Source organism: Methylobacterium platani (genome assembly GCF_001653715.1).
Taxonomy (GTDB): Bacteria; Pseudomonadota; Alphaproteobacteria; order Rhizobiales; family Beijerinckiaceae; genus Methylobacterium; species Methylobacterium platani.
The window spans coordinates 36,269-60,976 of the sequence record NZ_LWHQ01000058.1; the positions used below are offsets into that span (position 1 = coordinate 36,269).

The window sequence follows — 24,708 nt, forward strand, 5'->3', positions numbered from 1 at the left end:
CCCGGGGATTGCCCGCTCCTTAGCCGGGGCGGCCGGGCGAGGCAAATGCACCGGGGGAAGGGGGGTGCCGCGTGGGCAGGGGGCGTTCCCGGCATCGCCCGGTCTCCCGATCGGGCCGGATCTACCTTTTGGGCCAAGCCCAGGACGGCGGGTCGTGGTCGGGCGCCAGGGTCTCGCCGAGGCGCTTCTCGAGGGTGATGCGGGCCGCGCCCTGCCGCTCCAGGGCCGCGACCAGGGGGGCGGCGTGCGAGACCACCAGAACCTGCGTGCTCTCCGCCGCCCGCGCGACCAGCGAGGCCAGCGGCGCCAGCAGGTCGGCATGCAGGCTGGTCTCGGGCTCGTTGAGCACCATCAGGTCGGGCGGGCGCGGCGACAGGAGCGCCGCCGCGAGCAGGATGTAGCGCAGGGTCCCGTCCGAGAGCTCGGGGCCCCGCAGCGGCCGCAGCAGCCCGTGCTGGCGCAGTTCCAGCGAGAACTGCCCGTCGCTCGCCGCGACCGCGAGGGTCGAGCCCGGGAAGGCCTCGGCGATGGTCGTATCGAGGGCGGCGTGGTCGCCGATCTCCTGGATGGTCCGGATCGCCGCCGCCACGTCGGCGCCGTCGCCGGCGAGCACCGGCATGCGGGTGCCGATCTGCGGCCGGCGGGCCGGCGCGTCGCGATCGGTGCGGAAATGGTCGTAGAAGCGCCAGGCCCGCATCCGCTCGCGTAAACGCAGCACGTCGAGGGCGTCGCGGGGATCGGCGCCGTGGGTCATCAGGCTGTCGAAGGGCGCGAGGTCGCGAAGGGTCTCGGTCCAGGCGCCGGTGCCGTCGCGCAGGCGCACCAGCGGCCCGCGCCGCTCGGCGAAGACGTTCGCCCGCCCGATCGTCGGCCCGGTCCAGACGCTCTCCGCCTTGATCTCGGGGTCGTGGGCGAAGAACGTGCCCTCGTAGGACGGTGCCGGCAGGCCGAGGGCGATGGCGTAGCCGACATCGTCGCCGGAGAAGCCGAGCTTCAGCTCGACCGGGTTCCGCCGCACCGTGCCCTCGACCCGGTGCGCCCCGGACAGGACCCGGCGCCCGAACGTCTCCGGCCCGGCCCAGAGCGCCGAGGCAAAGCCCCCTTCGCGGGCGAGCGACGCGACCGCCCGCCCCTGCGCCACCTCGGCGAGGAGGCGAAGCGCGCGGTAGAGGCTCGACTTGCCGCTCCCGTTCGCCCCCGTCACCACGGTCAGCCGGTCGAGGCCGAGGACGGTGTCACGGAGCGAGCGGTAGCCGGAGACGGCGAGGCGGTGGATCGGCATGGGATCTCGCCGTGCTTATCAGGGCGCGACGGCCGCCGGTCGTCGGCGCGGTCGGGCCGCATCATCGCAGCCCGAAGTTTGCGCCGACGTGACGAACCGGCACGATTCCCGCCTGCCGTCCGGTACAGGCGGGAGACGTCTTATATCCCCGCGCCTTGGCATCGACACGTCGATGCCAAGGCGTCCGGCGCATCAGCGCCGACGCGAGGACAGGAAACCTTGCGGGCTTAGCCCGCACCCTCGAACGGATCCGTTCGAGGGCGCGGCGGTATTATCCGCCCCCCCGCAACCGCCGCGCCGCGCCGAACCGGTTGAGGAAGCGCGGCTCCTTCTCGGGCGCGACCCGGACCACGAGGTGCATCGCGCCCTCGGAATCCTCGCGGCGGTCGAGCACCTCGGCGTTCTCGTAGAGCCAGTGCAGCTCGGCGCCCTGGGCCGGCTCCAGGATCACCGCGAAGCTCGTGCGGGTCGCGGCGATGCGGGCCTCGATCCGGCTCATCAGGCGGTCGATGCCCTCGCCGGTGAGCGCCGAGAGCAGGACGGGCCTCGGCGTCTCCGTCGATCCGTTCGGCCGGCTGAGGTTGAGCAGGCGCTCGCGCTCCGCCTCGTCGAGGAGGTCGGACTTGTTCCAGACCTCGATGATGCGGTCGGCGTCGGGCTCGATGCCGAGCTCGGCCAGCACCTGCGCCACGTCGGCGCCCTGCGCCTCCGCGTCCTCGTGGGCGATGTCGCGGACGTGGAGCAGGATGTCGGCCTCGATCACGTCCTCGAGCGTCGCCCGGAAGGCGGCGATCAGCATCGTCGGCAGGTCGGAGATGAAGCCGACGGTGTCGGACAGGATCGCGGTCTCGCCGTGCGGCAGCTTGATCGCGCGCGCCGTCGGGTCGAGGGTGGCGAACAGCATGTCCTCGGCCCGCACCTCGGCCTGGGTCAGGCGGTTGAACAGGGTCGACTTGCCGGCATTGGTGTAGCCGACGAGCGCGACGATCGGGTAGGGCACCCGGCGCCGGGAGCGGCGATGCAGGCCGCGGGTGCGGGTGACGGTCTCGAGATCGCGCTCGATCCGGGTCATCCGCTCCTGGATCATCCGCCGGTCGGCCTCGATCTGGGTCTCGCCCGGGCCGCCGAGGAAGCCGAAGCCGCCGCGCTGGCGCTCGAGGTGGGTCCAGGACCGCACCAGCCGGCTGCGCTGGTAGGCCAGATGCGCGTGCTCGACCTGCAAGGTACCCTCGCGGGTCGAGGCGCGCCGCCCGAAGATCTCCAGGATCAGGCCGGTGCGGTCGATGACCTTGACGCCCCAGGCCTTCTCCAGGTTGCGCTGCTGCACCGGCGAGAGCGCGCAATCCATCACCACGAGGCGGATGCCCTCGGCCTCGATCCGCCCGCCGATCTCCTCCACCCGGCCCTTGCCGAGGAAGGTCGAGGGCCGGATCTGCTGGACGGTGACGAGGAGCTTGTCGGCGACGTCGAGCTCGATCGCGGCGGCGAGGCCCACCGCCTCGTCGAGGCGGGCGAGGGGCGGGCGGGGTTCGCCGGCGGCGTCGCGCCTGGTCTGGTAGGGGCCGATCACCAGCGTGCGGGTTTCGGCCGCGATCGCGGCCTCCGGCTCGGCCTGGCGCTGCAGGCGGATCTCGCCCGGTGTCCGCGGTTCCATCGTCTCTCCGGCTGCTCCCGGAATCGGTCGGGAGTCCATCGGACAGAGGTTGGATGGCGCCGTGCGATAATCAAGCGGCCGGGCGCATCCGCGGCCCGGGATTCGCCCGCCTCGGCATCGAAAGACCGGCGGGACCTGACCGATGAAAAACCCTGGCCGATAAAAAACAGGCCGCGAGACGCGGCCTGGACACTGGCATGGGGCTCAGGGCGCGGCGGTCCGAGCGGGGCCCGGACGACCGGGCCCACGGCGCTCGCGCCGGCTCCTTGGCGGCGGGATCAGGCCTTCTCGGCCCCTTCCTCGCCCTGCTCGAACAGCTGCACGGGATGGCCCGGCATGATCGTCGAGATCGCGTGCTTGTAGACCAGCTGCGAGTGGCCGTCGCGCCGCAGCAGCACGCAGAAGTTATCGAACCAGGTCACGACACCTTGCAGCTTCACGCCGTTGACCAGGAAGATCGTCAGCGGAATCTTGTTCTTGCGAACGTGATTGAGGAAGGTGTCCTGCAGATTCTGAGCGCGTTCGCCCGCCATTCTTCTTGTCCTTTGAACCCGCTGCCAGTCCTGTCGACGGGTCGGTCCGTGTTGTCGTTGTGCGGGAGGCGCGACGCGCCGCCCCGGGATCCGGCCGCCCCATTACACGGTGAAGCTCGTCCGGGCGCAAGTGCAGACTGGCCGCAGGGGTGTTCCCCCGGGCCGCAGATCCCGCCGCGTCCGGCCGTGCCCGCGATCCTGTCGCGTCCCGGCCACAGGCTGCCTTAGCAGAAAGGCCGGAGCCTGGCACTCACAAATGCGGCGTCGAGCTCCGGTCCCGCCGTCAGGCGCCGATACCGAGGGACTTGAGCTTCCGGTGCAGCGCCGAGCGCTCCATGCCGATGAACTCGGCGGTGCGGGAGATGTTGCCGGAGAACCGGGCGATCTGCGCCACCAGGTACTCGCGCTCGAAGATCTCGCGCGCCTCGCGGAGCGCCAGGCTCATCAGCTTCTCGCCGCCGGCGCCGCTCGGGGTGGTGGGCACGAGCGCGCCGACCTCGCTCGGCAGCATCTCGGTCGTGACCTCGGTCTCGGGATCTCCTTGAGTCAGGATCATCAGCCGCTCGACGTTGTTGCGCAGCTGGCGCACGTTGCCGGGCCAGTCGTGCGATTGCAGCACCGCCATCGCGTCGGCGGCGATGCGCCGCTGCGGCAGGCCGGTGGCGGCCGAGATCTGCTCCATGAAGAACGCGATCAGTTCCGGCACGTCCTCGCGCCGCTCGGCGAGCGAGGGGATGCGGATCGGCACCACGCTGAGGCGGTGGAACAGGTCCTCGCGGAAGCGCCCGCCGGCGATTTCCTCCGCGAGGTCGCGCGACGACGACGAGATGATCCGCACGTCGACATGGACCCGGGTGGTGCCGCCGACGCGCTGGAAGTTCTGGTCGACGAGCACCCGCAGGATGCGGTTCTGGGTCTCGCGCGGCATGTCCGCGACCTCGTCGATGTAGAGGCTGCCGCCATGGGCCTCCTCGAGCGCGCCGACCCGGCGCGGCTTGCCGTCGGCCGCCTCGACGCCGAACAGCTCGGCCTCCATCGTGTCGGGGGTGATCGTGGCGGCGTTGATCACCACGAACGGCCCGTTCGCTCGCGTCGAGGCGGCGTGGATGGTGCGGGCCGAGAGTTCCTTGCCGGAGCCCGGCGCGCCCGAGATCATCACCCGGGCGTTGGTGGGGGCGACGCGCTCGACGGTCTGTCGCAGCTGGTTGGCCGCCACCGAGGCGCCGACGATCCGGCTCGCCTGGCCGGAGCGCGCCTTGAGGTCGCGCACCTCGCGCTTGAGGCGCGAGGCCTCGAGCGCCCGCTCGGCGACCAGGATCAGCCGGTCGGCCTTGAACGGCTTCTCGATGAAGTCGTAGGCGCCCGCCTTGATCGCCGAGACCGCGGTCTCGATGTTGCCGTGGCCCGAGATCATCACCACCGGCAGGTCCGGGGCCTGGGCCTTGATCACGTCGAGCACCTGCAGACCGTCGAGGCGCGAGCCCTGGAGCCAGATGTCGAGGAAGACGAGGTGGGGGCGGCGGGCCTCGATCGCCGCCAGCGCCTCGTCGGAGGAGCCGGCGGTGCGGGTGCGGTGGCCCTCGTCGTCGAGGATGCCGGCGACGAGCTCGCGGATGTCGGCCTCGTCATCGACGATCAGAATGTCGGCGCTCATGGCTCAGGGCCTCCCCGCGACGCGGGCGGCGGGCCTGACGGCCGCGCACCCGGCGCTGTGTCGAATTGGGCTGTGGCGAAGGGGTGTGTCGAACCGGGCCGGGCGCGTCACGCGGCGGGCTCCGGCGAGGTCTCGGGAGAGGTCTCCGGGGCCGGCCGGGCCGGCCGGGCGCCGCCCTCCGGGGGCGCCTCGCGCCGCATCTCCCTGAGGACCCGCATCCGCACCTGCCCGCCGCGCCCGCGCGGGTTGTCGTTCAGCTCGATGCCGCCGCCGTGCTCTTCCAAGACCTTGCTCACGATCGCCAATCCGAGGCCCGTGCCCCCCTCGCGGGTGGTCATATAGGGTTCGAGCAGCCGCTGGCGCCCTTCCTGGGGGAATCCCTTGCCGGTATCGGTGATCTCGATGACGGCGGCCTCGCCCTCCTCGTAGAGGCGCACCGCGACCAGGCTCTCGGCCCGCACCTCCTCGGGCACCGCCTGCACCGCCTCGACGGCGTTCTTGAGGATGTTGGTGATCGCCTGGGACAGGAGCCTTGTGTCGAAGGCGGCGCTGACCCGGGCCTCGCCCTCCTCCAGCGTGAAGGTCACGTCGGGGTGCGCCACCCGCATCATGAACAGGTTCTGCTTCACGATCTCGGTCAGGTCGTTGCGGGCGATCGCGGGCTTCGGCATCCGGGCGAAGGACGAGAACTCGTCGACCATCCGCTTGATGTCGTCGACCTGGCGCACGATCGTGGCGACGCACTGCTCGAAGATCTCCTTGTCGGCGGTGATCACACGCCCGTACTTGCGCCGGATGCGCTCGGCCGAGAGCTGGATCGGGGTCAGCGGGTTCTTGATCTCGTGGGCGATGCGGCGGGCGACGTCGGCCCAGGCCGAGGTGCGCTGGGCCGTCACCAGGTCGGTGATGTCGTCGAGGGTGACGACGTAGCCCCGGTCGCCGTCCGGCGACTGTTCGCTCGTCGTGCGCACGTCGATGGTGCGCTCGCGGCCGCTGCGGGCGATCTGGATCTGCTGCTGGGTCGGGCGGGCGCGGGAATCGCCCGGCAGGGCGCCGAGCTCGGGCATCGCCGCCTCGAGGGGCTCGCCGACGAGGTCGGCGACGGAGCGCCCGAGCATCCGCTCCACCGAGGGGTTGGCGATGGTGATGAGCCCGCGCCCGTCGACGCCGATGATTCCGGCCGGCACCCCGGCGAGCACCGCCTCGGTGAAGCGGCGGCGGCTGTCGATCTGCTCGCTCTGCTCGATCAGGGTGGCGCGCTGGCGACTGAGCTCCTGGGTCATCTTGTTGAAGCTCTCGCCGAGGTGCTGCAGGTCGCCCTCCGTCTTCCGGAACGGGACCTGGGCGTAGTAGTTGCCCGACGCGACCTGGTCGGCGGCGTTGATCAGCCGGCGGATCGGCGCCACGAAGCGGTTGGCGAAGTTGAGCCCGAACCACACCGCCGAGAGCAGCGCGATCAGCGCGATCAGCGCGAACATCGTCGCGAAGGCGATCTGCACGCTGCGCCGCCCGGCATCGATGGTCAGGAACTCGGTCGCGGCGGCCCGCGACACCCCCGGGAACTCGACCGCGAGCCGCGTCACCTCGCGCTCGACCAGCAGGAAGGCGTCGTCGTAGGCCGGCAGCTTCATCAGCGTGCCGAACACCCGGCCCTCCCGCGGCAGCAGGCAGGTGGCGTCGGCGGATTTCGACGCCTCCTCGAAGTCGTTGGCCGAGGGCAGCGGCGGGTCCTTGAGGATGTCGATGTTGGCCCGCGCCACGGTCTCGGTCGGCGAGCGCATGATCCGGGCGATCGGCAGGCCGAGCGAGGCGGCCCGCGCCGTGAGGAAGCTCTCGAACCAGGCCCGCTCGACGTCGAAGGCGGGCCGGGCCCGGGTCAGGTCGTCGGAGAGGATGCGCGCCTCGCGGGCGAGGCTCTGGCACTGGTTGGTCAGGTAGGCGTCGGCCACGTCGACCGACATCAGCACGACGTTGCGCATCCGGTCGGAGAACCAGGGCGACAGGCCGCGCTCGAGCGTGATCGAGGCCACCACGGCGAGCAGCACCGTCGGCAGGGTGGCGATCAGGCTGAACAGGCCGACGATCCGGGTGTGGAGCCGGGCGGCGGCCGCGTTGGTCTGCCGGGCGCGCAGGAAGACCCGCGCCTCCCAGGCGATGACCACGACGAGCAGCAGCACCAGGGCGACGTTGCTGAGCAGCAGCGTCACCACCACGGTATGGGTCGGCGCGATCGCGGTGGCGCCGACCAGGATCAGGAAGGTGGCCAGCGCCAGCGCCAGGGCGACGATGACCGCCAGGGCACCGAACCAGCCCGGACCCCGCGGAGCGGCATCCGGAATCGGGCCGGGCGGGGTCGGCCCGGGGGATCGGCCGGCCGCGCCGGAGGAGGGCGCCGAAGCCCGGGGGCGTCGTGTGAACAGCATCCGTGGTGCAAGGCCACTACAGTGTGGCGAAATTAATACGGATGCCGGTGCGGCGGCAATCGGGCCCGGCAGCGTTCGGGCTGCCCGGCCGGAGCGATTCCAGAGAGCCGCGACGATCCGTGCCGGTCAGGCGGCCTGGGTCGAGCGCGGGCGGCGGACCACCGGCTTCTGGCCGAGGCCGATGCTCTTGGCGAGCTCGGAGCGCTGGGCGGCGTAGTTGGCGGCGACCATGGGATAGTCCGGCGGCAGGCCCCATTTCTGGCGGTACTGCTCGGGCGTGAGGCCGCGGCCGGCGAGGTGGCGCTTCAGCGTCCGGTACCGGCGCCCGTCCTCCAGGCTGATCAGGTAGTCGGGCGAGACGGTCTTCTTGATCGGCACCGGCGGGGTCAGCCGCTCGGGCTCCGCCGGGGCGGCCGAGCCGAGGCGGGCCACCGCCTCGTGGACGCTGCGGATCAGGCTCGACAGCTCGCCCACCGGCACGCTGTTGTTCGACACGTAGGCCGACACAATATCGGACACCAGGCCGATCATCTGAGGCGTTTCGACGTGGTCAGCTGAGCTCATTGCGGTCCTCGAGAAGTGCGGGCCCCCGTCCGAGGTGATGGATGTTACGCCAGTCTCCGTCAACCGCAAGGTGTCCGGTTCAACACAAGAGATGGATCTGCTTTAGTGAAATTTGTTTCCGTAGGGTCACCGGCGCCGCCGAATGCGGCGGCCCGGTGCCGGCGGGCACGGCGGCGGGATCGCGAGCCGGCCGCTGCCCGGGACGGTCGATCCCGGCGGAAACCCTTTCTTCCTCAGTTGCTTGCGGCGTCTCCCGGGCCTCCCCGGCGCGGCGGGCGGCGCGGGACCGGCGATGCACCCGGACCCGCTGAGCGGTTTTGTGTCATCACTTAAACAAGGGTAAAGACCGCGATCCTATACGTTCCAGGCCGATTTATCGGCGCGCAGATATCCAATCCAGGCAGGCTCCGGTCGCGCGCCGCACCGGCGGCTGATCGGTCGAAACCGTGGCGCCGGTGCAGGATTCCGGTCGCGGCCGTTCGCGATGCCGGCGGCGCAACGTGATCGCGAGAACAGGCGAGGTCTTCGGACCGCGGACCGACCTTGCACGACTTCGCGCCGCGCCGGATGGACACAGGAAAAACTTCCCGGCCCGCTGCATCGCGCGGCGGGAGCCCGGACGGCACGGCGCGAGGCCGAGCTTGAGCGCGCGCCCCGCGCGGCCCGGCATCGCGCCGGCGCCGTTGCGCGGATGACCAAAAACGAGCCAGACCGGCCCGCGTCCCATCCGGGCCTGCCGGATTATCCCGAGCGAGGTCCCGTCGCGAAGGGCGGCCCCGGCTCATGCGTCGGAATGCCGCGCATGGCCGGGTCGGCTTTCGGCGTCGCCGCCCGGGCGTCGCGGGTCTAGCGCGGGGTGCGGAAGACCTGCAGGTCGAGGTCGCGCACCTTCTTGCGCAGGGTGTTGCGGTTCACGCCCAGCAGTTCCGCGGCGCGGATCTGGTTGCCGCGGGTCGCCGCGAGCGCCGCGCCGATCAGCGGGCCCTCGATCTCGCGCAGGATGCGGTGGTAGAGGCCGGGCGGCGGGAGGGTGTCCCGGTAGCCGGAGAAGTACTCCGACAGGTGCCGCTCCACCGCCGCCGACAGGCCCTCGGAATCGCCGTTCCCCTTGCGCGCCGTCCCTCCTTGCGCGGGCGCGGCGAGCGGCAGGGTGTCGAGCTCGGCCTCGATCACCGGGCCGGTGATCGTCTCCTGGGGGTAGAGGGCGGCGAGGCGCCGGACCAGGTTCTCGAGCTCGCGCACGTTGCCGGGCCAGCGGTAGCGCTTGAGCTTCTCCATGGCGTCGCCGTCGAGCTGCTTGCGCGTCAGGCCCTCGCGCTCGACCAAGACGAAGAAGTGGCGCACCAGGTCCGGCACGTCCTCGGAGCGCTCGCGAAGCGCCGGCAGGCGCAACGGCACGACGTTCAGGCGGAAGAACAGGTCCTCGCGGAAGATCCCCTGCTGGATCGAGACCCGCAGGTCCTTGTTGGTCGCCGCGATGATGCGGACGTTGGTCTTGATCGGCACGCGGCCGCCGACGGTGGTGTACTCGCCCTGCTGGAGGACGCGCAGGAGCCGGGTCTGGGCCTCCATCGGCATGTCGCCGATCTCGTCGAGGAACAGCGTCCCGCCCTCGGCCTGCTCGAAGCGGCCGGCCGAGCGCGCGGTGGCGCCCGTGAACGCCCCCTTCTCGTGGCCGAACAATTCGGATTCGATGAGGTCGCGGGGGATCGCCGCCATGTTGACCGGCACGAACGGCCCCGAGCGGCGGCGGCCGTAATCGTGGAGGGCGCGGGCCACCAGCTCCTTGCCGGTGCCGGATTCGCCCGTGATCATCACGGTGAGATCGGTCGGCATGAGCCGCGCCAGCGAGCGGTAGATCTCCTGCATCGCCGGCGAGCGGCCGACGAGCGGGATGTCCTCGTTCTCCGGCGGCGCGCCCGGCGCCGCGCTGCCGCGCGGGCGCGACAGGGCGCGGCCGACGATCGCGGTCAGCTCCTTCAGGTCGAAGGGTTTTGGGAGATACTCGTAGGCGCCGCGCTCCGACGCCCGGATCGCCGTCATGAAGGTGTTCTGCGCGCTCATCACGATGATCGGCAGGTCCGGCCGCACCCGCTTGATCCGCGGCAGCAGGTCGAAGGCGTTCTCGTCGGGCATCACCACGTCGGTGATGACGAGGTCGCCCTCGCCCTGCGCCACCCAGCGCCACAGGGTGGCGGCGTTGCCGGTCGAGCGGACCTCGTAGCCGGCGCGCGACAGCGCCTGGTTGAGCACGGTGCGGATGGCGGCGTCGTCGTCCGCCACGATGATGTGTCCGTTCGGCATGGCGCTCACTCGGTCTCGGCGGAGGATTCGCGCCCGTCGCGGGCATGCGACATCGGCAGGAGGACGCGGAAGGTGGTGCGGCGGGGGGCGGGGTCGCACTCGACGATGCCGCCGTGGTCGCCGACGATCTTGGCCACCAGCGCGAGGCCGAGGCCCGACCCTTGCGCCTTGGTGGTGACGAAGGGGTCGAACAGGTCCGGCAGGAGCTCGGCCGTGACGCCCGGGCCGTTGTCGCGCACCGCGACCTCGATCGGCAGGCTGACCCGCTCGCGCGAGCCCGGCACCTGGAGGCGAAGTCCCGTCCGGAAGGCGGTCGACAGGATGATCTCGCCGTCGACCGCGTCGGCGCCGATCGCTTCCGCCGCGTTCTTGACGAGGTTCAGGATGACCTGGATCAGCTGGTCGCGGTTGCCGAGCACCGGCGGCAGGGACGGATCGTAGTTCTCGACGAAGCGGATGTGGCGGGCAAAGCCCGACTGGGCCGAGCGCTTCACCTGGTCGAGGACGCCGTGGACGTTGACCGGCCCGCGCTCGACCGGGCGCTCGTCGCCGAACAGCTCCATCCGCTCGACGATGCGCACGATCCGGTCGGATTCGTCGCAGATCAGCCGGGTCAGGAGGCGGTCGTCCTCGGCGGCCGACTGCTCGAGGAGCTGGGCCGCGCCGCGGATGCCGGCGAGCGGGTTCTTGATCTCGTGGGCCAGCATCGCGCCGAGCGCCACCATCGAGCGGGCCGCCCCCCGATGGGTGAGCTGGCGGTTCATCTTGTCGGCGATGGTGCGCTCCTGGAGCATCAGCACCACGAGGTCGTCGTCGAGATGGGTCGCGAACACGTCGACGCTGCGCTCGAGGCCGGTGCGCGGCGAGGCCAGTTCCACCCGGTACTCGCTGACGCTGGCCCGGCGCCGGCGCACCTCGTTCACCAGCGCGATGATCGGCGAGGAGAACGGGATGATGTCGCGCAGGCGCTGGCGCTGCATCATTCGGCGCGAGTAGTCGAAGAAGTGCTCCGCCGCCATGTTGACCTGCAGGATGCGCTCGTCCGGACCGATGGTCAGGACGGGCAGCGGCAGGGCGTTGATGATCATCTCGCTCGTCGGGTCGCTCATGAACGACGCCTTCCGGGTGCGGGCGGCAGGGGGGGCTGGCGCATCGCTCATCCTCATGCGGCCTGGGAATCAGGCCGTGCGGCCTGGGATGCAGGCCGTGCGGCCGGGGCCTCGAAGGCGCGGCGCAGGAGCCGCGCGGCCTCGTCCGGGTCGGTGGTGGTGACGAGCCGGGTCCGCTCGGGCGCAGAGAGCCCGCCGGCATGGTCGGCATAGGCCGCCAGGTGCTTGCGGGCGTGGCGCACGCCCATCCGGGCACCGTAGAGCGCGAGCAGCCCCTCGTAATGCTCGGCGGCCAGCTCCGCCTTGGCCGCGGCGTCGGGCTCGACGATCGTCTCGCCGACGAGGCCCGCCGCGACCGCGGCGACGAGCCAGGGCCGCCCGACCGCCGCCCGCCCGATCATCACCGCGTCGGCGCCCGACGCGCCGAGGCAGGCCCGGGCATCGTCGAGGCTCGCGACGTCGCCGTTGGCGACGACCGGGATCGCGACCGCCTCCCGGACGAGGCGGATCGCCGCCCAGTCGGCCCGGCCGGTATAGAATTGCTGCCGGGTGCGGCCGTGCACCGTGACGGCGGCGTAGCCGAGCCGTTCGGCCCGGCGCGCCAGGTCCGGGGCGTTGCGGGTGGCGTCGTCCCAGCCGAGCCGCATCTTGACGGTGACCGGCACCGACACCGCCCCGCGCACCGCGGCGAGCAGGCGCTCGGCATGGTCGAGGTCGCGCATCAGGGCCGAGCCGGCCTGGCCGCCGGTCACGGCCTTGGCCGGGCAGCCCATGTTGACGTCGATCACGTCGGCGCCGTTCGCCGCGGCCAGCCGCGCCCCCTCCGCCATCCAGCGCGGATCGCAGCCGGCGAGCTGGACGATGTGGGGCAGCACGCCCTCGCCCTCGGCCCGCAGGCGCGCCTCCTCGGTACCGCGGGCGAAATCCTCCGCCGCCACCATCTCGGACACGGTCGCGGTGGCCCCTAACCGGCGGGCGATGCGGCGCATGTGCAGGTCGGTGACGCCCGACAGGGGTGCGAGAAGCGCCCCGCGCGCCAGCAGCGCGCCATGCGCGCCCAAGGGCGGCGCCAGCGCCGTCCCGGCGGACGCCGGTCCTGTTGGCAGCGCTGCCGGCTCGGCCCCCGACGCCTCGGCGCTCAAATAATGGTCAGTCGTCATTGTGCACAGCAAATAGCCAAAACCCGGTCATACGCAAGCGCGATCGGCTTCCGGCCACCGAATTGCTCCCGATTCGCGCGATGGAGGGCCGCGCCTCGCGGCCGGCGGGCGCCGGTGGACCCTCGCACACGGTGGCGTTCCGCGCCGGTCGGACTCGGCCGGGGCAGGATAGCGGCGCATCGCCGCGGAAGGGAGGCGGCGGAGACAGGTCTGTGTTGCAGTGCGGGAGGAGGCCGGGCCTCAGGCCGCGGCGGCGGCGAAGCGGCGCCCGCGCAGATGCGCGGCGAGACGGCGTCGCACCAGGAGCAGCGCGCCGGAGATCGCCAGGCAGTACACGCCCATCCCGGTCACGATGGCGGCGAAGGACACGCCGCGGTCGATGAGCAGGCCCGACAGGCCGGGGCCCACGGCCGTGCCCAGCACCATGATCGCCACGATGGCGCCGCGGATCGCCCCGAGGTGGCGGGTGCCGTAGACCTCCGGCCAGAGGGCGCCGAACAGGGTGAGGGAGATCCCGTCGGTGACGCCGTAGAGCAGCATGAAGGCGAAGGCGGCCGAGCGCGCCTCGACCCCGCCGAGGACCAGGCAGCCGAGCCCGAACGGCACGAGGTAGACCGGCAGCAGCGCCAGGGCGGAGAACCGGTCGACGAGCCGGCCGGCCACGAGCAGGAAGACCAGGGTCGCGACCGCGTAGGGCGGGAAGGCGGCGGCCAGCACCTCCGGCGGCCAGCCCCGGCTCTCGGCGAGATGCACCTGGTGGAAGAAGATCGTGTTGCTGATGAACGAGGGCGGCAGCATCGCGGCGAGCAGCCCGTAGAGGAGCGGATCGGCGAGGGCCTGGGCGCGGGTCGCCCCCTCGGCCGGGCCGGAGCGCGCCGTCTCCGCCGGCACCCGCTCGCGCCGCACGAGGCGGCGGGCGAGGGGGAGCGCCCCGACGAGGACCAGGGCCGCGACGCCGAGCCAGGCCCCGCGCCAGCCGACGAGCGCCGCGGCGGCCACGAATCCCAGCGGCAGGCAGGCCTGGCCGGCATTGAGCCCGGTGGCGGCGACCGACACCGCCCGGCCGCGCTCCGCCGAGAACCAGCGCCCGAGAAGCGTGTAGGCGGTCTGCAGCATCAGCCCCTGGCCGGCGAGGCGCAGCAGGAACAGGCTCGCGGCCAGCGCCGGGAGGTTCGGGGCGAGCCCGAGCCCGGCGGCCCCCGCCGCGAGCAGGAGAGCGGCGAGGCCCGCCACCCGGGAGGCCGGCCAGCGGTCGAGGAGCCCGCCGAGCCCCGCCAGCACCACCGCCGAAGCCAGGGTGACGCCGGCATAGAGCGTCCCGAACGCCCCGTCCGACAGCCCGAACTCCCGCCGGATCGCCCCGCCCGACAGGGCGACCACGAAGGTCTGCCCGAAGCAGGAGCAGAACAGCAGCAGGAACCCGGCCGCGAGCCAGCGCAGGTTGGCCTTGAGGAAGGGGATCATCGGGTCCGGCCCCTGCCGCGGGAGGCCACGTCGAGGCGCGCGGCCCGGGCGATCCCCGGGCCGCGCATTCATCACTTACTGCGAGCGGCGGCCGAACGAAATCGCGTAGGCCTGGACCCGGGCGTCGATCAGGGGATCGTCCGAGACCTCGACGCCGTCCGGCAGGTTGTTGGGCATGAACAGCAGCGTCTTCTCGACGGTCTGGCTGTCGGGCACCGCCTTGGTCAGGGTCAGGGTGCCGAGATCGACGAAGCGGCGGTCCTCCGGCCAGGGGATCGTCGAATCCTTGGTCGAATCGCCCGGCTGGGCGATCTGCGCCTCGACCCGGAACGCCACCGGGGCCTTGGCGAGGTGGGCCGGCATCTCCTCGACGAGGTAGTTCGGGGCCTTGGCCTTGGCGTCGTCGGCGCTCAGGAGCTCCTCGCCGGCCACCGGCACGATGCGGTAGCGGAAGGCGTTGCGCTTGCCGGCGGCGTCGACCAGCACGAAGGCGTTGACGCCGTTATAGACCTGGCGGCCGAAGCTCGACGGGGTCCTGGCGGTGGCGAGCGCCTTCGGGGCGGTCGGGTGCGCCGCCATGAACTGCTCGACCGGGGTCGGCTTCGCCGTGCCGGGGCCGCTCCGGGTGATCGCCACCAGGAGATCGCGGAACTCCTCGCCGGTCGCGACGGGGAAGAACTTCAGCGAGTTGGTGACGACGTCCATCTCGGAGCCGTCGGCGGGCTTGAACTTGATCGACAGGCCGTGCGGGTTGGCCTCGGGAGCGCCGTCGGGGATCTGCGGCAGGCCGGTCGCGTCGGAGAAGCGCACGGTCACCGGCACGGCGGGACCGGCGAACACGCCCGCCTTGCTCAGGGAGGCGGCGTCCTTCGACGGGGTGAAGCTGCCCTCCACCACCACGCCCTTGGCGTGGTTCGAGCGCTTGCCCGGATGGTCGCCGAAGATCTTGGTCATCGCCGCGATGGTCTGCTCGGCGGTGGACGCGGCGTCCGGAGCGGCCGCGTTCTGCGCGAAGGCGACCGAGACGGCGGCCGGCGCGGCGAGCGTCAGCACGGCGCCGACGAGCGCGCGCCGGATGGGGGCCCGATTCGGGAAAGCTTGGTTCGCGAAGGCCTGGGTCATGGTCGGTGATCCCCTCACAGGGCCGATTCGGCCCGGCGCGACATGACCCGACAATTCGATTGCGCGCAAGCGATCGCGCATCAAAAATGCGTCAGGGGCCGAACCGGGATGCCGGTCACGGCCGGGATCACAGCCGCTTGTGCATGAAGGTGCAGGGCTCCGGCACGCCCGCGGGCGAGCAGGCATAGTCCGGCACCACGCCGGTGACGGCGTAGCCCAGCGAGCGGTAGAGCGCCTCGCCGGCATCGTCGGCGCGGGTGTCGAGGATCAGGAGCGAGCGCCCCTCGTCGGCGGCCACCCGCTCGGCGGCCAGCATCAAGGCCCGGCCGAGGCCGCGGCGGCGCGCCCGCGGATGGACCAGCACCTTGGTGATCTCGGCGCGGTGGCGGCCGTTCGGCGGGCCGGCGAGGCCGACCTGGGCGCTGCCGACGACCAGCCCCTCGTGGCGCGCCGCCAGCAACCGGCGCGCGCCGCTCCGCAGGGCCGGCAGCCCGTCGCGCCAGAACGCCTCGGCCTCGGCGAGGCGGAAGGGCAGCACGAAGCCGATGCTGGCCCCGTCGAGGACGCAAGCCAGCAGCAGGGCGGCGAGGTCCGGCAGCGCGGCCTCGGCCTCGGCGGGGGAGAGGATCGCGATCGAGGGGATGGGCGACGTCATGTCCTGGTCTCTCACGGCCGGCAGATCGCGATGAGGTAGCGGGCCTCCGGGCCCGGGCAGGCGAAGCGCGAGGCGCCGGCGAGCAGGTAGCGCAGGCAATCCCCCGGCGAGAGGGCGTGGGTGACGCCGTCGAGGGTGAGGTCGAGCCGGCCCTCCAGCATCCAGAGGTGATGCTCGAGGCCGCCGACCGGCGGCGCCTCGTACGGGATGGCCGCCCCCGCCGGCAGGGTGCCGAGGACGAGCTCCGCCGCATATCCCCGGGCCGGCGGCGAGACGCCCCGGCGGCGGAAGCCGGTCTCGGGATCGACCCAGACGGCCTGGTCGTCGTGGCGCACCACCTGGGCCGGATCGGCCTCGATCTCGGCGAGCAGCCGCGACATCGGCCGGCCGTAGACGGTGCAGAGCCGCCCGAGCAGCGAGGCGGTCGGGCTGGTCTCGGCCCGCTCCAGCCGCGACAGGGTCGCCCGGCTGATCCCGCTCGTCGCGGCGAGCGCGTCGAGGGACAGGCCGTGCTCCTGGCGCAGGGAGGCGAGCCGGGCGGCGAGGCGCAGGTCGATGCCGGCGGCGTCGGGCAGGGGGTCGGTCACGGGATCGGGCGCACGAGCATCTCTCATAAATGAGAAATTCTCTCACGATCAGACGGAGGTCAAGCCCGGTCTCCCGGGCCTCCGGAAGCGCGCCGGACCGGCGCCCTTCGCATCGGTGCCCCGCGAACCCTCCGCGTCAGGGCGGCCGCTCCCGGACGATGCACGGCGCAGGCTCCGTCACGGCGCGCTCGGCCGCATCATCCATCGTCGGCCTGCGTGGTCGGGCCGAGGTCGCGATGTCGCGCATCGTGCGAACGACAGGCCGACTCTCCATAAGGACGCCGCCCGTCAGCGCTCCCGCCGCTTCACCGCGACCCAGGCCGCTTCCATCGCCGCGAGCCCGGCCTCCGGCAGGGTGCGGCCGGCCTGCGTCACCTCCGCCTCCATGGCGGCGAAGCGGCGCTGGAACTTCAGGTTCGCCCGCCGCAGGGCCTCCTCCGGATCGACGCCGGCGTGGCGGGCGAGGTTCGCGACCGAGAACAGGAGGTCGCCGATCTCCTCGGCCACCGCCTCGGGGCCTTCCCCGGCCAGCGCCTGCGCCACCTCGTCGGTCTCCTCGCGCACCTTGGCGACGACCTCGGCGGCATCCGGCCAGTCGAAGCCGACGGCGGCCGCCTTGCGCGAGATCTTTTCCGCCCGGGCGAGGGCGGGCAGCGCCAGCGGTACGCCGGACAGCGTCCCCGCCGGCGCGGCGCGGCCGGAGCGGGTCTTGTCGGCTCGCTCCTGCGCCTTGATCGCCGCCCATTGGGCGTTCACCGCCTCCGGATCGAGGCCGCGGACCTCGCCGAAGATGTGGGGATGGCGGCGCACCATCTTGTCGGCGATGGCGGCCGCCACGTCGTCGAAGGCGAAGCGGCCGGCCTCCTCGGCGATCCGGGCCTGGAACACGACCTGGAACAGGAGGTCGCCGAGCTCGTCGCGCAGCTCCTCCGGGTCGCCGCCCTCGACCGCGTCGGCGACCTCGTAGGCCTCCTCGATCGTGTAGGGGACGATGCTGGCCGGGGTCTGCGCCAGGTCCCAGGGGCAGCCGCCCTCCGGGTCGCGCAAGCGCGCCATGATCCCGAGGAGCCGCGCGATCGGGGTGGTGCTCATGTCCGGCCATCCGTCCACGCCGCACCCGGCGGCGCCTCGGGCCCGCTCATAGGCGCCGGAGACGCCGTGGTGAAGCACCGCCAGGGAAGAGGAGGGCAAGGCAGGGCAGGGACCTGATCTTCCTCGTTTATTCCGTAAATTCCGCAGTCAGGAGGATTGTATCCAATCGGCGCCGAAGGCGCACCCTATCGTTCGTCAAAACGAACCCTGTCTCGGCCCTATAGGTGACTTATCAGTCATGGATTCTCAGAGAGTCAGTTATGTGGATTATATGGAGGGGCGAATTCCGCTGTCCCAACAGAGGCTTGCGGGGTGGTCGCGCATACGGCTCTGCGTGGATCGGCATCGGACTCTGCGTGGATGCGCATCGGATTCTGCGGGGATTCCGGGGGTTCGCGCATCGGATTCGGCGTGGCCGCGCATCGGATTCGGCGTCGGGGCCCGCCCAACCCCTCGGAATCCGGCCGGTTTCGATCCGCCCCCGCGTATCGAACTCTGCGCGGGAAGCCGGCCCGCGACTCCGCCCCGTATCGAACTCTGCGCCGCCCGTGCACCGGGTCTCCACCGGCTCGGGGGGCTTCAGCCCACAGGGATCGCCACAGGGATCGCCACAGGCTGCGTCCCGCCCGTCCCACAGGGCCATGCACAGGCCGCCCACAGGCCCGTCCGGGCGGGGAGGGCACTCGAGCGCGGGTCCCATCAGGGCGGGGGCCTCGATCGGGCTCCACGGGGCTCCCGGGCCCCTCCACGCGCCGTCGCGGGCGGCCCGGTCGGAATCTCCGCGGGCCAACGGGCGGGATATCGGGCGGGATATCGGGGACGAGTGGTGGGAATCTTGGGATAACCCACCCCCGGTTACGGAATCCGGGGAGCCGAATCGTGCATGAAGGCTTGGGACCGGGACCGGCGGGAGCGCCGCGGCATCCGGCAGGCGTCAGGCAAGACCGTCAGGCATGAGCATCGAGGCGAAGATCGCGGCGATCCACGACGAGGATCTGCTGGCCGAGCTGGAAGCGGCCCGGGGCGGATTCCTGTTCGCGGTCATCGTCGAGCACATCGCCCACCGCCAGGCCCTGCGCGACGCCGAGCGGGCCGAGTCCGGGCGCCGGCAGGAGACCCGCGCCGCGATGGGGCGCGACCAGCGCCGGCGCGACGCGGTGCGGATGGTGATCGAGGCCGAGCCGGTCACCCCGGACGCGATCCAGCACATCCATTCCGTCCTGGCTTTGTGCGGCTTGCCCTACCGCGACCCCGGCGACGAGCGGGAATTCTTTCGGGAGTACGGCCGCAACACGCTCAGCATCCTGGCCGGGCGGCTGAAGAACCCGGCGACCGGCCAGATGGAGCTGCAGGGCCTGCCCTACGGCCCCAAGGCCCGGCTGGTGCTGCTGCATCTCTGCACCGAGGCGGTGCGCCAGCGCAGCCCCACGGTCGAGGTCGCCGACAGCCTGTCGGGCTTCATGCGGGAGATGGGCTTTGCCGTCACCGGCGGCGAGCGCGGCACGATCCGGCAGTTCAAGGAGCAGCTGCACCGGCTCGCCGCCTGCACGATGCAGATCGGCCTGTGGGACGGGCAGTCGCGCTCCTCGACCATCACCATGCCGCCGTTCCGCCAGCTCGACCTCTGGCGTGCGAGCGGCCAGGACGGCATCGCCTGGTCGAAGACGGTGCAGTTCCACCAGGATTTCTACGACAACCTGGTCCAGCACGCCCTGCCGGTCGACATCCGGGCCGCCCGCGCCTTCTCGGGCTCGGCGCGCAAGCTCGACCTCCTGTTCTGGATCGGCTACCGCCTGCGCAGCCTGCAGCGGCCGTTGCGCCTGAGCTGGGACACGGTCCACAAGCAGTTCGGCGCCGACAACGCCTCCCTGCGCAGCTTCCGCCAGGCGTTCAAGGCCGACGTGGTCCACGTCAAGGAGGTCTTCCCGAAGCTGCCGATCAGCCTCGACGAGGCCGGCCTGCAGCTGATGCCGACCGATCCCGGCTCCCTCCTGGTCCCGCCGAAAGCCGCCCGCCGCAAGGCCGCGGCCGCCGGGGCAGGGGCGGCCTGACGGCGCCCGCCCCGATTCCGGGGCGGACAGCCATCCGGTCCCGGACCGCGCTGCGCGGCCGCGCGCGGAGGGCCGTCGCGCGTCAACCGACCCCGCGCCGGACGATCCCGGCCTTGCCGCGAGGGCGCTCCTCGAGAGGGGGAGGGGCGTGCGCCCGGTCGTGTCCTCGGTCTGCCGGTTCGTCGGCCGCGCCCGGACCTCGCATCGTGTCGCCGGAGCCGCGCCGTCGCCGGCGGGGGCCGATCCGGGTCCGGATGGAACCGTCCCGTGCGCGGTGAACCGGTCTGCGTGCCGTCGAGACATGGCCGGCCGCGCGGGGACCGGTTCGGCCGGCACGGTCACGCGCCGGCGGGCGCCCCCAGGACACGGACGAGGACAGGGCCGGCCGCGACGGTGAAAAACGTCCGGGGCATATGGAATGTTTCGCATTCATTCAAGGAAACAGACGAGGACCAGCCGCACGGCTGCCGGGGAGGGGGAACACCCCGGCTCCACCGAGGGCGGACGTCACCGGCGCACGCGACACCGGGCTTGCACCCGTGCGGAATATTCTTATTCTAGGAATTCCCGGCACGCATCGAGTGATGTCGGAATTTCAGAATATTCCAAGAGGGCGGCATGTTCCTGTCGGAAGCGGAAACGGAGGCCCGGCTGGACGACTTGCGGCGCCGGCGCGCCGCCCTCGACCGGGCCATCGCCGAGCACGAGCTCTACCTCGATCTCGGCCGTCGGCTCGCCCGGCCGGATGCCGCGGAACCGGCCTCGGCCACGCCCGCGCCCGCCCCGGCGGAGCCGCCCCGCCCGGACCCGGCACGGCGTCCCGAGCCGCCGCGGGCCGCACCCGCACCCGAGGCCGAGGCCGCGGGCGCCGCGGCGCGCCGGGAAGGCCGTCGGCTAATCGAGGCGGCCGAGGCGATCCTGGCCGAGGCCGGGCGGCCGATGCACGCCGCCGAGATCTGGGAACGGCTCGCCGCCCGCGGCCTGACCCTGCCGGGCCACGATCCGGTCGCGGCCCTCAACACCCGGCTGTGGAAGCGCGCGCAAGGCGGCAGCGTCTTCCGCCGCCTCGGCGACGCGGTCTACGGGCTCGCCTCCTGACGCCGGGGGGAGCGGGGGCGGGACGCGCCGGCGACCGCGAGGTCCGGCCCGGACGGACGGTTCACCACCGGGCAACGCTGGTCCGCGGCGGAATGCCGCCTATCTCCGGTCCGGCAACGCTCGCGGCGCCGTGAGGCGCCGCCCGGACCAGGAGCTCCGCCGCCCGCCATGACAGCCTCCCTCCTCGGCCGCCTGCGGCTCCTCGTGCTGGCGCTCGGCCTCGCCACCACCCTCTCGGCCTGCGACGCGGTCAACCGGGTGCCCACCCTGGAGGAGGCCGCCAAGTCGCGCTGGGGCGAGGTGCAGAACCAGTACCAGCGCCGCGCCGACCTGATCCCGAACCTCGTCGAGACCGTGAAGGGCTACGCCCAGCAGGAGAAGGACGTGCTGGTGCAGGTGACCGAGGCCCGCGCCAAGGCGACCTCGGTCAAGGTCGATGCGTCGACGGTCAGCGACCCGCAGAAGTTCCGCGAGTTCCAGGACGCCCAGAACCAGCTCTCGGGCGCGCTCGGCCGGCTCCTCGTCACCGTCGAGCGCTATCCCGACCTGAAGTCGAACGCCAACTTCCTCGCCCTGCAATCGCAGCTCGAGGGCACCGAGAACCGCATCGCGGTGGCGCGGCGGGACTACATCCAGGCGGTGCAGGCCTACAACACCGAGATCCGCACGATCCCGGGCCGCTGGATCGCCTCCACCCTCTATCCCGACGCCAAGCCGATGGAGGCCTTCACCGCCACCCCCGACGCCGCCCGCCCGCCGAACGTGAAGTTCTAGCCGGATGCGCAAGGCCCCGGGCGCCGCCCTCCTCGCCCTCCTGGCGATCCTCTGGGCCGGGGCGGCGGCGTCCCTCGACCTGCCGCCGCTGACCGGCCGGGTGGTCGACGGCGCCGGGCTGCTGCAGCCCGAGGACGCGGCGGCGCTCGCGGCCCGGCTGAAGGCGCACGAGGACCGGACCACCGACCAGGTCGTCGTCGCCACCGTGCCCTCGCTCCAGGGCACCTCGGTCGAGGATTTCGCCAACCGGCTGTTCCGCGCCTGGGGCCTCGGCACCGGGGCGAGGAACAACGGCGTGCTGTTCCTCGTCGCACCCGCCGAGCGCAAGGTGCGGATCGAGGTCGGCTACGGCCTCGAGGGCGCGCTGACCGACGCGCTGTCGAAGGTGATCATCGCGAGCGCGGTGGCGCCGAAGTTCAAGGCCGGGGATTTTCCCGGCGGCATCCGGGCCGGGGTCGACGGCATCCTGGGCATCCTCTCCGGCGACGCCGCCGAGTGGCAGCGCAAGGCCGAGGTGCGCGAGGATTCGGCCGGCGGCCTCGACCCGATCCTGGTGGTGATCCTGCTCGTGGTGATCGGGTTCATGCTGGTGCGGCTCCTGGCCGGGCGGGGCGGCGGCCCGGGCCGGCCGCACCGCCGCCCGGGCGGGAGCTGGATCGTCGTGCCGGGCCCCTCGGGCGGCTTCGGCGGCGGCTTCGGCGGAGGCCTGGGGGGAGGGATGGGCGACGGCGGCGGCTTCTCGGGCGGAGGCGGCTCGTCGGGCGGCGGCGGCGCCTCGGGAGAGTGGTGATGCCGGACGAGACGAGGCCCGCCCTCCTGACGGGGGCGGAGCGCACCCGCATCGCGGCGGCGGTCGCGGCGGCCGAGCGCGGGACCGCGGGCGAGATCGTCGTGATGGTGGCGGCCCGCTCGGGCGCCTATCGCAGCCTGCCCCCGGCGCTGGCGCTGGCGGGCGCCCTGCTGGTGCCCTGGCCGCTGATCCTCCTCACCGGGCTCTCCGCCACGAGAATCTTCCTGCTCCAGCTCGTCGCCGCCCTGGCGCTGCTCGCCGGCCTCGCGGCGGCTCCGAGCCGCGCCCGCCTGGCCCGCGTCCTGCCCCGCTCCCTCCGCCGCGCCCGCGCCCGCGCCGCCGCCCGGCACGAGTTCCGGTCCCGGGGCCTTGCCGGCACGCGCGGCCGCACCGGCGTGCTGATCTACGTCGCCCTGGCCGAGCGCTACGCCGACGTGGTGACGGATGTCGGGGTCGGCACCGCGCCGGAATGCTGGCGCGCCGTGATCGACGACCTCGTGGCGGCGCTCCGCCGCGACGCCCTGGCCGACGGGCTCGCACGGGCGGTCGAGGCCGCCGGCACGATCCTCGCCGAGGCCGCCCCGTCCCTGCCCGACGACACCGACGAATTGCCGAACCGGGTGATCGTGACCGAGTAGGCGGGCCGATCGCCCGTCCGGCCCGGAAAGGGGCTTGCGCCGAGAAGGGGCTTGCGCGGAACCGAGCGCGGCGCTAATACCCCGCTCGCCCTCTCGGGGCGTCGGAGCGTAGCGCAGCCCGGTTAGCGCACTAGTCTGGGGGACTAGGGGTCGGAGGTTCGAATCCTCTCGCTCCGACCATTCAAAATCAAGCACTTAGCCGGGGATGCGGGTGCTTTTGGCTTACCGGAAATTCGCGTTGGTAAGCAGATAGTAAGCCAGCATTGTCGATTTGGGGGCTGCAGGCGAAGGCGGATCGCCCCCTGCTGCTTGGGCGTAGCTTTAAGCGATCAGATGCTCCCGACCGACCCGCAGCACTGCGACCACCACATCCCGCCGGCGCGTGGCTGCCTCGAGCGCCATCAGATCGGCGCCACAGGCCTCGAACGTGCCGGCCACCAGCGCTTCGCACCGCCGGGGCTCGCCCTCGCCGATCGTCTTCGTCCTGGTCGCCGATCACCGTCCACAAGGCCGCCTCGAGGTCCAAGCCGACGCCGCATTGGCGGCTCCAGATGCCGGGCGCGGCGTATATAGGGCGAGCAGGGCGTCCAGCACCTCGGCCGCCGCGTACGGGGCGAGGTCCGCGACCACAGCGGCGCTGTTGTCCTCTACCCAATCGGCTTGGCCATGTGGGGGACTCCTTTCGACCCTTTGCAGACGCTCAGAAGGTCCGCTTCCCTGCGAGCTTGGTGCGCAAGACCCACGATCAGAATGGGCGATGCCGGAGGTGCCACGCTGGGTGACAACCTTTCGGGCGGTGTGTCATATGAAGGTATGAGGAGATTATATGGCTAAGCTTCCCACCCCTGAAGAGAGCGGCAGACTGGTTCTCAATATCTACGCTCACTTCAATAGCCGCCCCGGCCATGTGCTGCGAGCGAACAACTTTGTCGCTGTTGCTTCTCGGCAACGTATTCACATGGAGGATATTCAGCAGGGCTTAGATTACGCAGCTAGCCAGAAATGGATCGAAGAAACTGACAATGGCTGCCTACGCCTGACCGAACTTGGCTTTAGGGAAATGCCTTAAAACAGCTGCGGGTTCAAATATGTCTGATCGGATAGCGAATATCAGTCCGGAGCATTTCTCTTGGCTTGTCGAAGGACGCTCTGCAAACCAGCAAAGCACCTTAGAGCTTTATAGGATTATTGTACAAAGTGAGAAAAAATTAAACAGCAATGTAGAGCTTCAAGATGCCGCGCACGAGCTTACTGGGGTAGCGTTTTCTCTTTGGAGGGCTGTTTTTCTTAGTGATGTAAGCGAGGAATATCTTGACGAGCTCGCAGATATTAAAAAGTTCCTGGTAAGTCTTATATCTGACAATACGGTGTTGTATATTACAGATAAAAATGCCCGTAATTGGTCATTTAGATACTATCTCAGAAACGCCCAGCAGCGACTGAAACTGCTTTCGGAAAGCAAACTATCACTTGTTGATGCCTCTGACTTACTGGTCCCGGCCGAGACCGATAAGGATGACTGGGCTAGCAGTCAAAAAATACTTGATGAGGCTATTCGGCGCTTTGGCGCGGCAATAGAGTAGGCTCTTATGAAGATTTCAGCCCGCGAGACTCTTTCCAGGAACACGTTAAGTCGAGTTTGGAGCGTCCGCTCTGGGCTGGAATGCCAAGCTGCGCTTCCCACCCATTGCGGCGGTTCGGACGGTCAGCTTCCAGGCAGTCGATCTGACAGTGCTAGAGCGTTTTCAGTTTTG

General features: G+C 71.4%; 21 protein-coding genes and 1 tRNA gene. 8 read left to right on the forward strand and 14 right to left on the reverse strand.

What is annotated here, in order from left to right; all coding sequences use genetic code 11:
• Window positions 1-121: 121 nt before the first annotated feature.
• From A5481_RS25950 to mazG, 14 genes are all read right to left on the reverse strand, one after another.
• Window positions 122-1,282 carry an AAA family ATPase gene (locus A5481_RS25950; RefSeq protein WP_048432365.1) on the reverse strand — a complete coding sequence of 387 codons (1,161 nt, stop codon included), beginning with the start codon at window positions 1,280-1,282 and terminating at the stop codon, window positions 122-124.
• Window positions 1,283-1,553: 271 nt separating this feature from the next.
• The gene (gene hflX / locus A5481_RS25955; RefSeq protein ID WP_245238650.1) at window positions 1,554-2,936 is read right to left on the reverse strand and encodes a GTPase HflX; all 1,383 of its coding nucleotides are present in this window, start codon (window positions 2,934-2,936) and stop codon (window positions 1,554-1,556) included.
• A 278-nt stretch (window positions 2,937-3,214) separates the two neighbouring features.
• On the reverse strand, window positions 3,215-3,469 hold the full coding sequence (hfq, locus tag A5481_RS25960) for an RNA chaperone Hfq (protein ID WP_048429571.1): 255 nt from the start codon (window positions 3,467-3,469) through the stop codon (window positions 3,215-3,217).
• A gap of 283 nt (window positions 3,470-3,752) precedes the next feature.
• Complete coding sequence (ntrX, locus tag A5481_RS25965; RefSeq protein WP_048432363.1) at window positions 3,753-5,123, reverse strand: nitrogen assimilation response regulator NtrX; 1,371 nt, start codon at window positions 5,121-5,123, stop codon at window positions 3,753-3,755.
• A 107-nt stretch (window positions 5,124-5,230) separates the two neighbouring features.
• Entirely contained in the window at window positions 5,231-7,546 is a 2,316-nt protein-coding gene (locus A5481_RS25970; protein ID WP_048432362.1) for a sensor histidine kinase NtrY-like, read from the reverse strand.
• Window positions 7,547-7,672: 126 nt separating this feature from the next.
• Window positions 7,673-8,110 (reverse strand): Ros/MucR family transcriptional regulator, encoded by a 438-nt coding sequence (locus A5481_RS25975; RefSeq protein WP_048432361.1) that lies wholly within the window; start codon window positions 8,108-8,110, stop codon window positions 7,673-7,675.
• 846 nt (window positions 8,111-8,956) lie between these two features.
• Entirely contained in the window at window positions 8,957-10,414 is a 1,458-nt protein-coding gene (ntrC, locus tag A5481_RS25980; RefSeq protein ID WP_048432360.1) for a nitrogen regulation protein NR(I), read from the reverse strand.
• A gap of 5 nt (window positions 10,415-10,419) precedes the next feature.
• Window positions 10,420-11,580: a two-component system sensor histidine kinase NtrB gene (locus A5481_RS25985; RefSeq protein WP_425339722.1), complete on the reverse strand. Its 1,161-nt coding sequence runs from the start codon at window positions 11,578-11,580 to the stop codon at window positions 10,420-10,422.
• On the reverse strand, window positions 11,577-12,683 hold the full coding sequence (gene dusB, locus A5481_RS25990) for a tRNA dihydrouridine synthase DusB (RefSeq protein ID WP_082172958.1): 1,107 nt from the start codon (window positions 12,681-12,683) through the stop codon (window positions 11,577-11,579). Before dusB ends, A5481_RS25985 begins: the two co-directional genes overlap by 4 nt.
• Before the next feature lie 240 nt (window positions 12,684-12,923).
• Entirely contained in the window at window positions 12,924-14,147 is a 1,224-nt protein-coding gene (locus A5481_RS25995) for an MFS transporter (protein WP_048432358.1), read from the reverse strand.
• Window positions 14,148-14,222: 75 nt separating this feature from the next.
• Window positions 14,223-15,269, reverse strand: a complete 1,047-nt coding sequence (locus tag A5481_RS26000; protein ID WP_082172957.1) for a catalase family peroxidase — start codon at window positions 15,267-15,269, stop codon at window positions 14,223-14,225.
• A 127-nt stretch (window positions 15,270-15,396) separates the two neighbouring features.
• On the reverse strand, window positions 15,397-15,924 hold the full coding sequence (locus A5481_RS26005) for a GNAT family N-acetyltransferase (protein WP_048432357.1): 528 nt from the start codon (window positions 15,922-15,924) through the stop codon (window positions 15,397-15,399).
• Between the two features lie 11 nt (window positions 15,925-15,935).
• Window positions 15,936-16,511, reverse strand: coding sequence for a helix-turn-helix domain-containing protein (locus A5481_RS26010; RefSeq protein ID WP_245238648.1), 576 nt, complete (start codon window positions 16,509-16,511; stop codon window positions 15,936-15,938).
• A 288-nt stretch (window positions 16,512-16,799) separates the two neighbouring features.
• The gene (gene mazG, locus A5481_RS26015) at window positions 16,800-17,603 is read right to left on the reverse strand and encodes a nucleoside triphosphate pyrophosphohydrolase (RefSeq protein ID WP_048432355.1); all 804 of its coding nucleotides are present in this window, start codon (window positions 17,601-17,603) and stop codon (window positions 16,800-16,802) included.
• Window positions 17,604-18,556: 953 nt separating this feature from the next.
• Between mazG and A5481_RS26020 the strand changes: the two genes are divergently transcribed.
• The 8 genes from A5481_RS26020 to A5481_RS33940 all read left to right on the forward strand — a co-directional run bounded on the left by A5481_RS26020 (window position 18,557) and on the right by A5481_RS33940 (window position 24,537).
• A complete protein-coding gene (locus tag A5481_RS26020; RefSeq protein WP_048432354.1) occupies window positions 18,557-19,654 on the forward strand; it encodes a replication protein RepA in 1,098 nt (365 codons plus the stop codon).
• Window positions 19,655-20,272: 618 nt separating this feature from the next.
• Window positions 20,273-20,752, forward strand: a complete 480-nt coding sequence (locus tag A5481_RS26025) for an HTH domain-containing protein (protein WP_048432353.1) — start codon at window positions 20,273-20,275, stop codon at window positions 20,750-20,752.
• 168 nt (window positions 20,753-20,920) lie between these two features.
• Window positions 20,921-21,526 (forward strand): LemA family protein, encoded by a 606-nt coding sequence (locus A5481_RS26030; protein WP_048432352.1) that lies wholly within the window; start codon window positions 20,921-20,923, stop codon window positions 21,524-21,526.
• 4 nt (window positions 21,527-21,530) lie between these two features.
• Window positions 21,531-22,316, forward strand: a complete 786-nt coding sequence (locus tag A5481_RS26035) for a TPM domain-containing protein (RefSeq protein ID WP_048432351.1) — start codon at window positions 21,531-21,533, stop codon at window positions 22,314-22,316.
• Window positions 22,316-22,954, forward strand: coding sequence for a TPM domain-containing protein (locus A5481_RS26040; protein ID WP_048432350.1), 639 nt, complete (start codon window positions 22,316-22,318; stop codon window positions 22,952-22,954). The genes A5481_RS26035 and A5481_RS26040 overlap by 1 nt, the downstream gene beginning before the upstream one ends.
• A 102-nt stretch (window positions 22,955-23,056) precedes the next feature.
• Window positions 23,057-23,134, forward strand: a tRNA-Pro gene (locus tag A5481_RS26045).
• 646 nt (window positions 23,135-23,780) lie between these two features.
• Window positions 23,781-24,023: a hypothetical protein gene (locus tag A5481_RS33935; protein ID WP_156311726.1), complete on the forward strand. Its 243-nt coding sequence runs from the start codon at window positions 23,781-23,783 to the stop codon at window positions 24,021-24,023.
• Window positions 24,024-24,042: 19 nt separating this feature from the next.
• Window positions 24,043-24,537 (forward strand): hypothetical protein, encoded by a 495-nt coding sequence (locus A5481_RS33940; protein WP_156311725.1) that lies wholly within the window; start codon window positions 24,043-24,045, stop codon window positions 24,535-24,537.
• Window positions 24,538-24,708 lie beyond the last annotated feature (171 nt).

Bases quoted from the DNA above. Each gene is read 5' to 3' on its own strand.
- A5481_RS25950 (WP_048432365.1), bottom strand. From the start codon at position 1,282: ATGCCGATCCACCGCCTCGCCGTCTCCGGCTACCGCTCGCTCCGTGAC.
- hflX (WP_245238650.1), bottom strand. From the start codon at position 2,936: ATGGAACCGCGGACACCGGGCGAGATCCGCCTGCAGCGCCAGGCCGAG.
- hfq (WP_048429571.1), bottom strand. From the start codon at position 3,469: ATGGCGGGCGAACGCGCTCAGAATCTGCAGGACACCTTCCTCAATCAC.
- ntrX (WP_048432363.1), bottom strand. From the start codon at position 5,123: ATGAGCGCCGACATTCTGATCGTCGATGACGAGGCCGACATCCGCGAG.
- A5481_RS25970 (WP_048432362.1), bottom strand. From the start codon at position 7,546: ATGCTGTTCACACGACGCCCCCGGGCTTCGGCGCCCTCCTCCGGCGCG.
- A5481_RS25975 (WP_048432361.1), bottom strand. From the start codon at position 8,110: ATGAGCTCAGCTGACCACGTCGAAACGCCTCAGATGATCGGCCTGGTG.
- ntrC (WP_048432360.1), bottom strand. From the start codon at position 10,414: ATGCCGAACGGACACATCATCGTGGCGGACGACGACGCCGCCATCCGC.
- A5481_RS25985 (WP_425339722.1), bottom strand. From the start codon at position 11,580: ATGAGGATGAGCGATGCGCCAGCCCCCCCTGCCGCCCGCACCCGGAAG.
- dusB (WP_082172958.1), bottom strand. From the start codon at position 12,683: ATGACGACTGACCATTATTTGAGCGCCGAGGCGTCGGGGGCCGAGCCG.
- A5481_RS25995 (WP_048432358.1), bottom strand. From the start codon at position 14,147: ATGATCCCCTTCCTCAAGGCCAACCTGCGCTGGCTCGCGGCCGGGTTC.
- A5481_RS26000 (WP_082172957.1), bottom strand. From the start codon at position 15,269: ATGACCCAGGCCTTCGCGAACCAAGCTTTCCCGAATCGGGCCCCCATC.
- A5481_RS26005 (WP_048432357.1), bottom strand. From the start codon at position 15,924: ATGACGTCGCCCATCCCCTCGATCGCGATCCTCTCCCCCGCCGAGGCC.
- mazG (WP_048432355.1), bottom strand. From the start codon at position 17,603: ATGAGCACCACCCCGATCGCGCGGCTCCTCGGGATCATGGCGCGCTTG.
- A5481_RS26020 (WP_048432354.1), top strand. From the start codon at position 18,557: ATGAGCATCGAGGCGAAGATCGCGGCGATCCACGACGAGGATCTGCTG.
- A5481_RS26025 (WP_048432353.1), top strand. From the start codon at position 20,273: ATGTTCCTGTCGGAAGCGGAAACGGAGGCCCGGCTGGACGACTTGCGG.
- A5481_RS26030 (WP_048432352.1), top strand. From the start codon at position 20,921: ATGACAGCCTCCCTCCTCGGCCGCCTGCGGCTCCTCGTGCTGGCGCTC.
- A5481_RS26035 (WP_048432351.1), top strand. From the start codon at position 21,531: ATGCGCAAGGCCCCGGGCGCCGCCCTCCTCGCCCTCCTGGCGATCCTC.
- A5481_RS26040 (WP_048432350.1), top strand. From the start codon at position 22,316: ATGCCGGACGAGACGAGGCCCGCCCTCCTGACGGGGGCGGAGCGCACC.
- A5481_RS33935 (WP_156311726.1), top strand. From the start codon at position 23,781: ATGGCTAAGCTTCCCACCCCTGAAGAGAGCGGCAGACTGGTTCTCAAT.
- A5481_RS33940 (WP_156311725.1), top strand. From the start codon at position 24,043: ATGTCTGATCGGATAGCGAATATCAGTCCGGAGCATTTCTCTTGGCTT.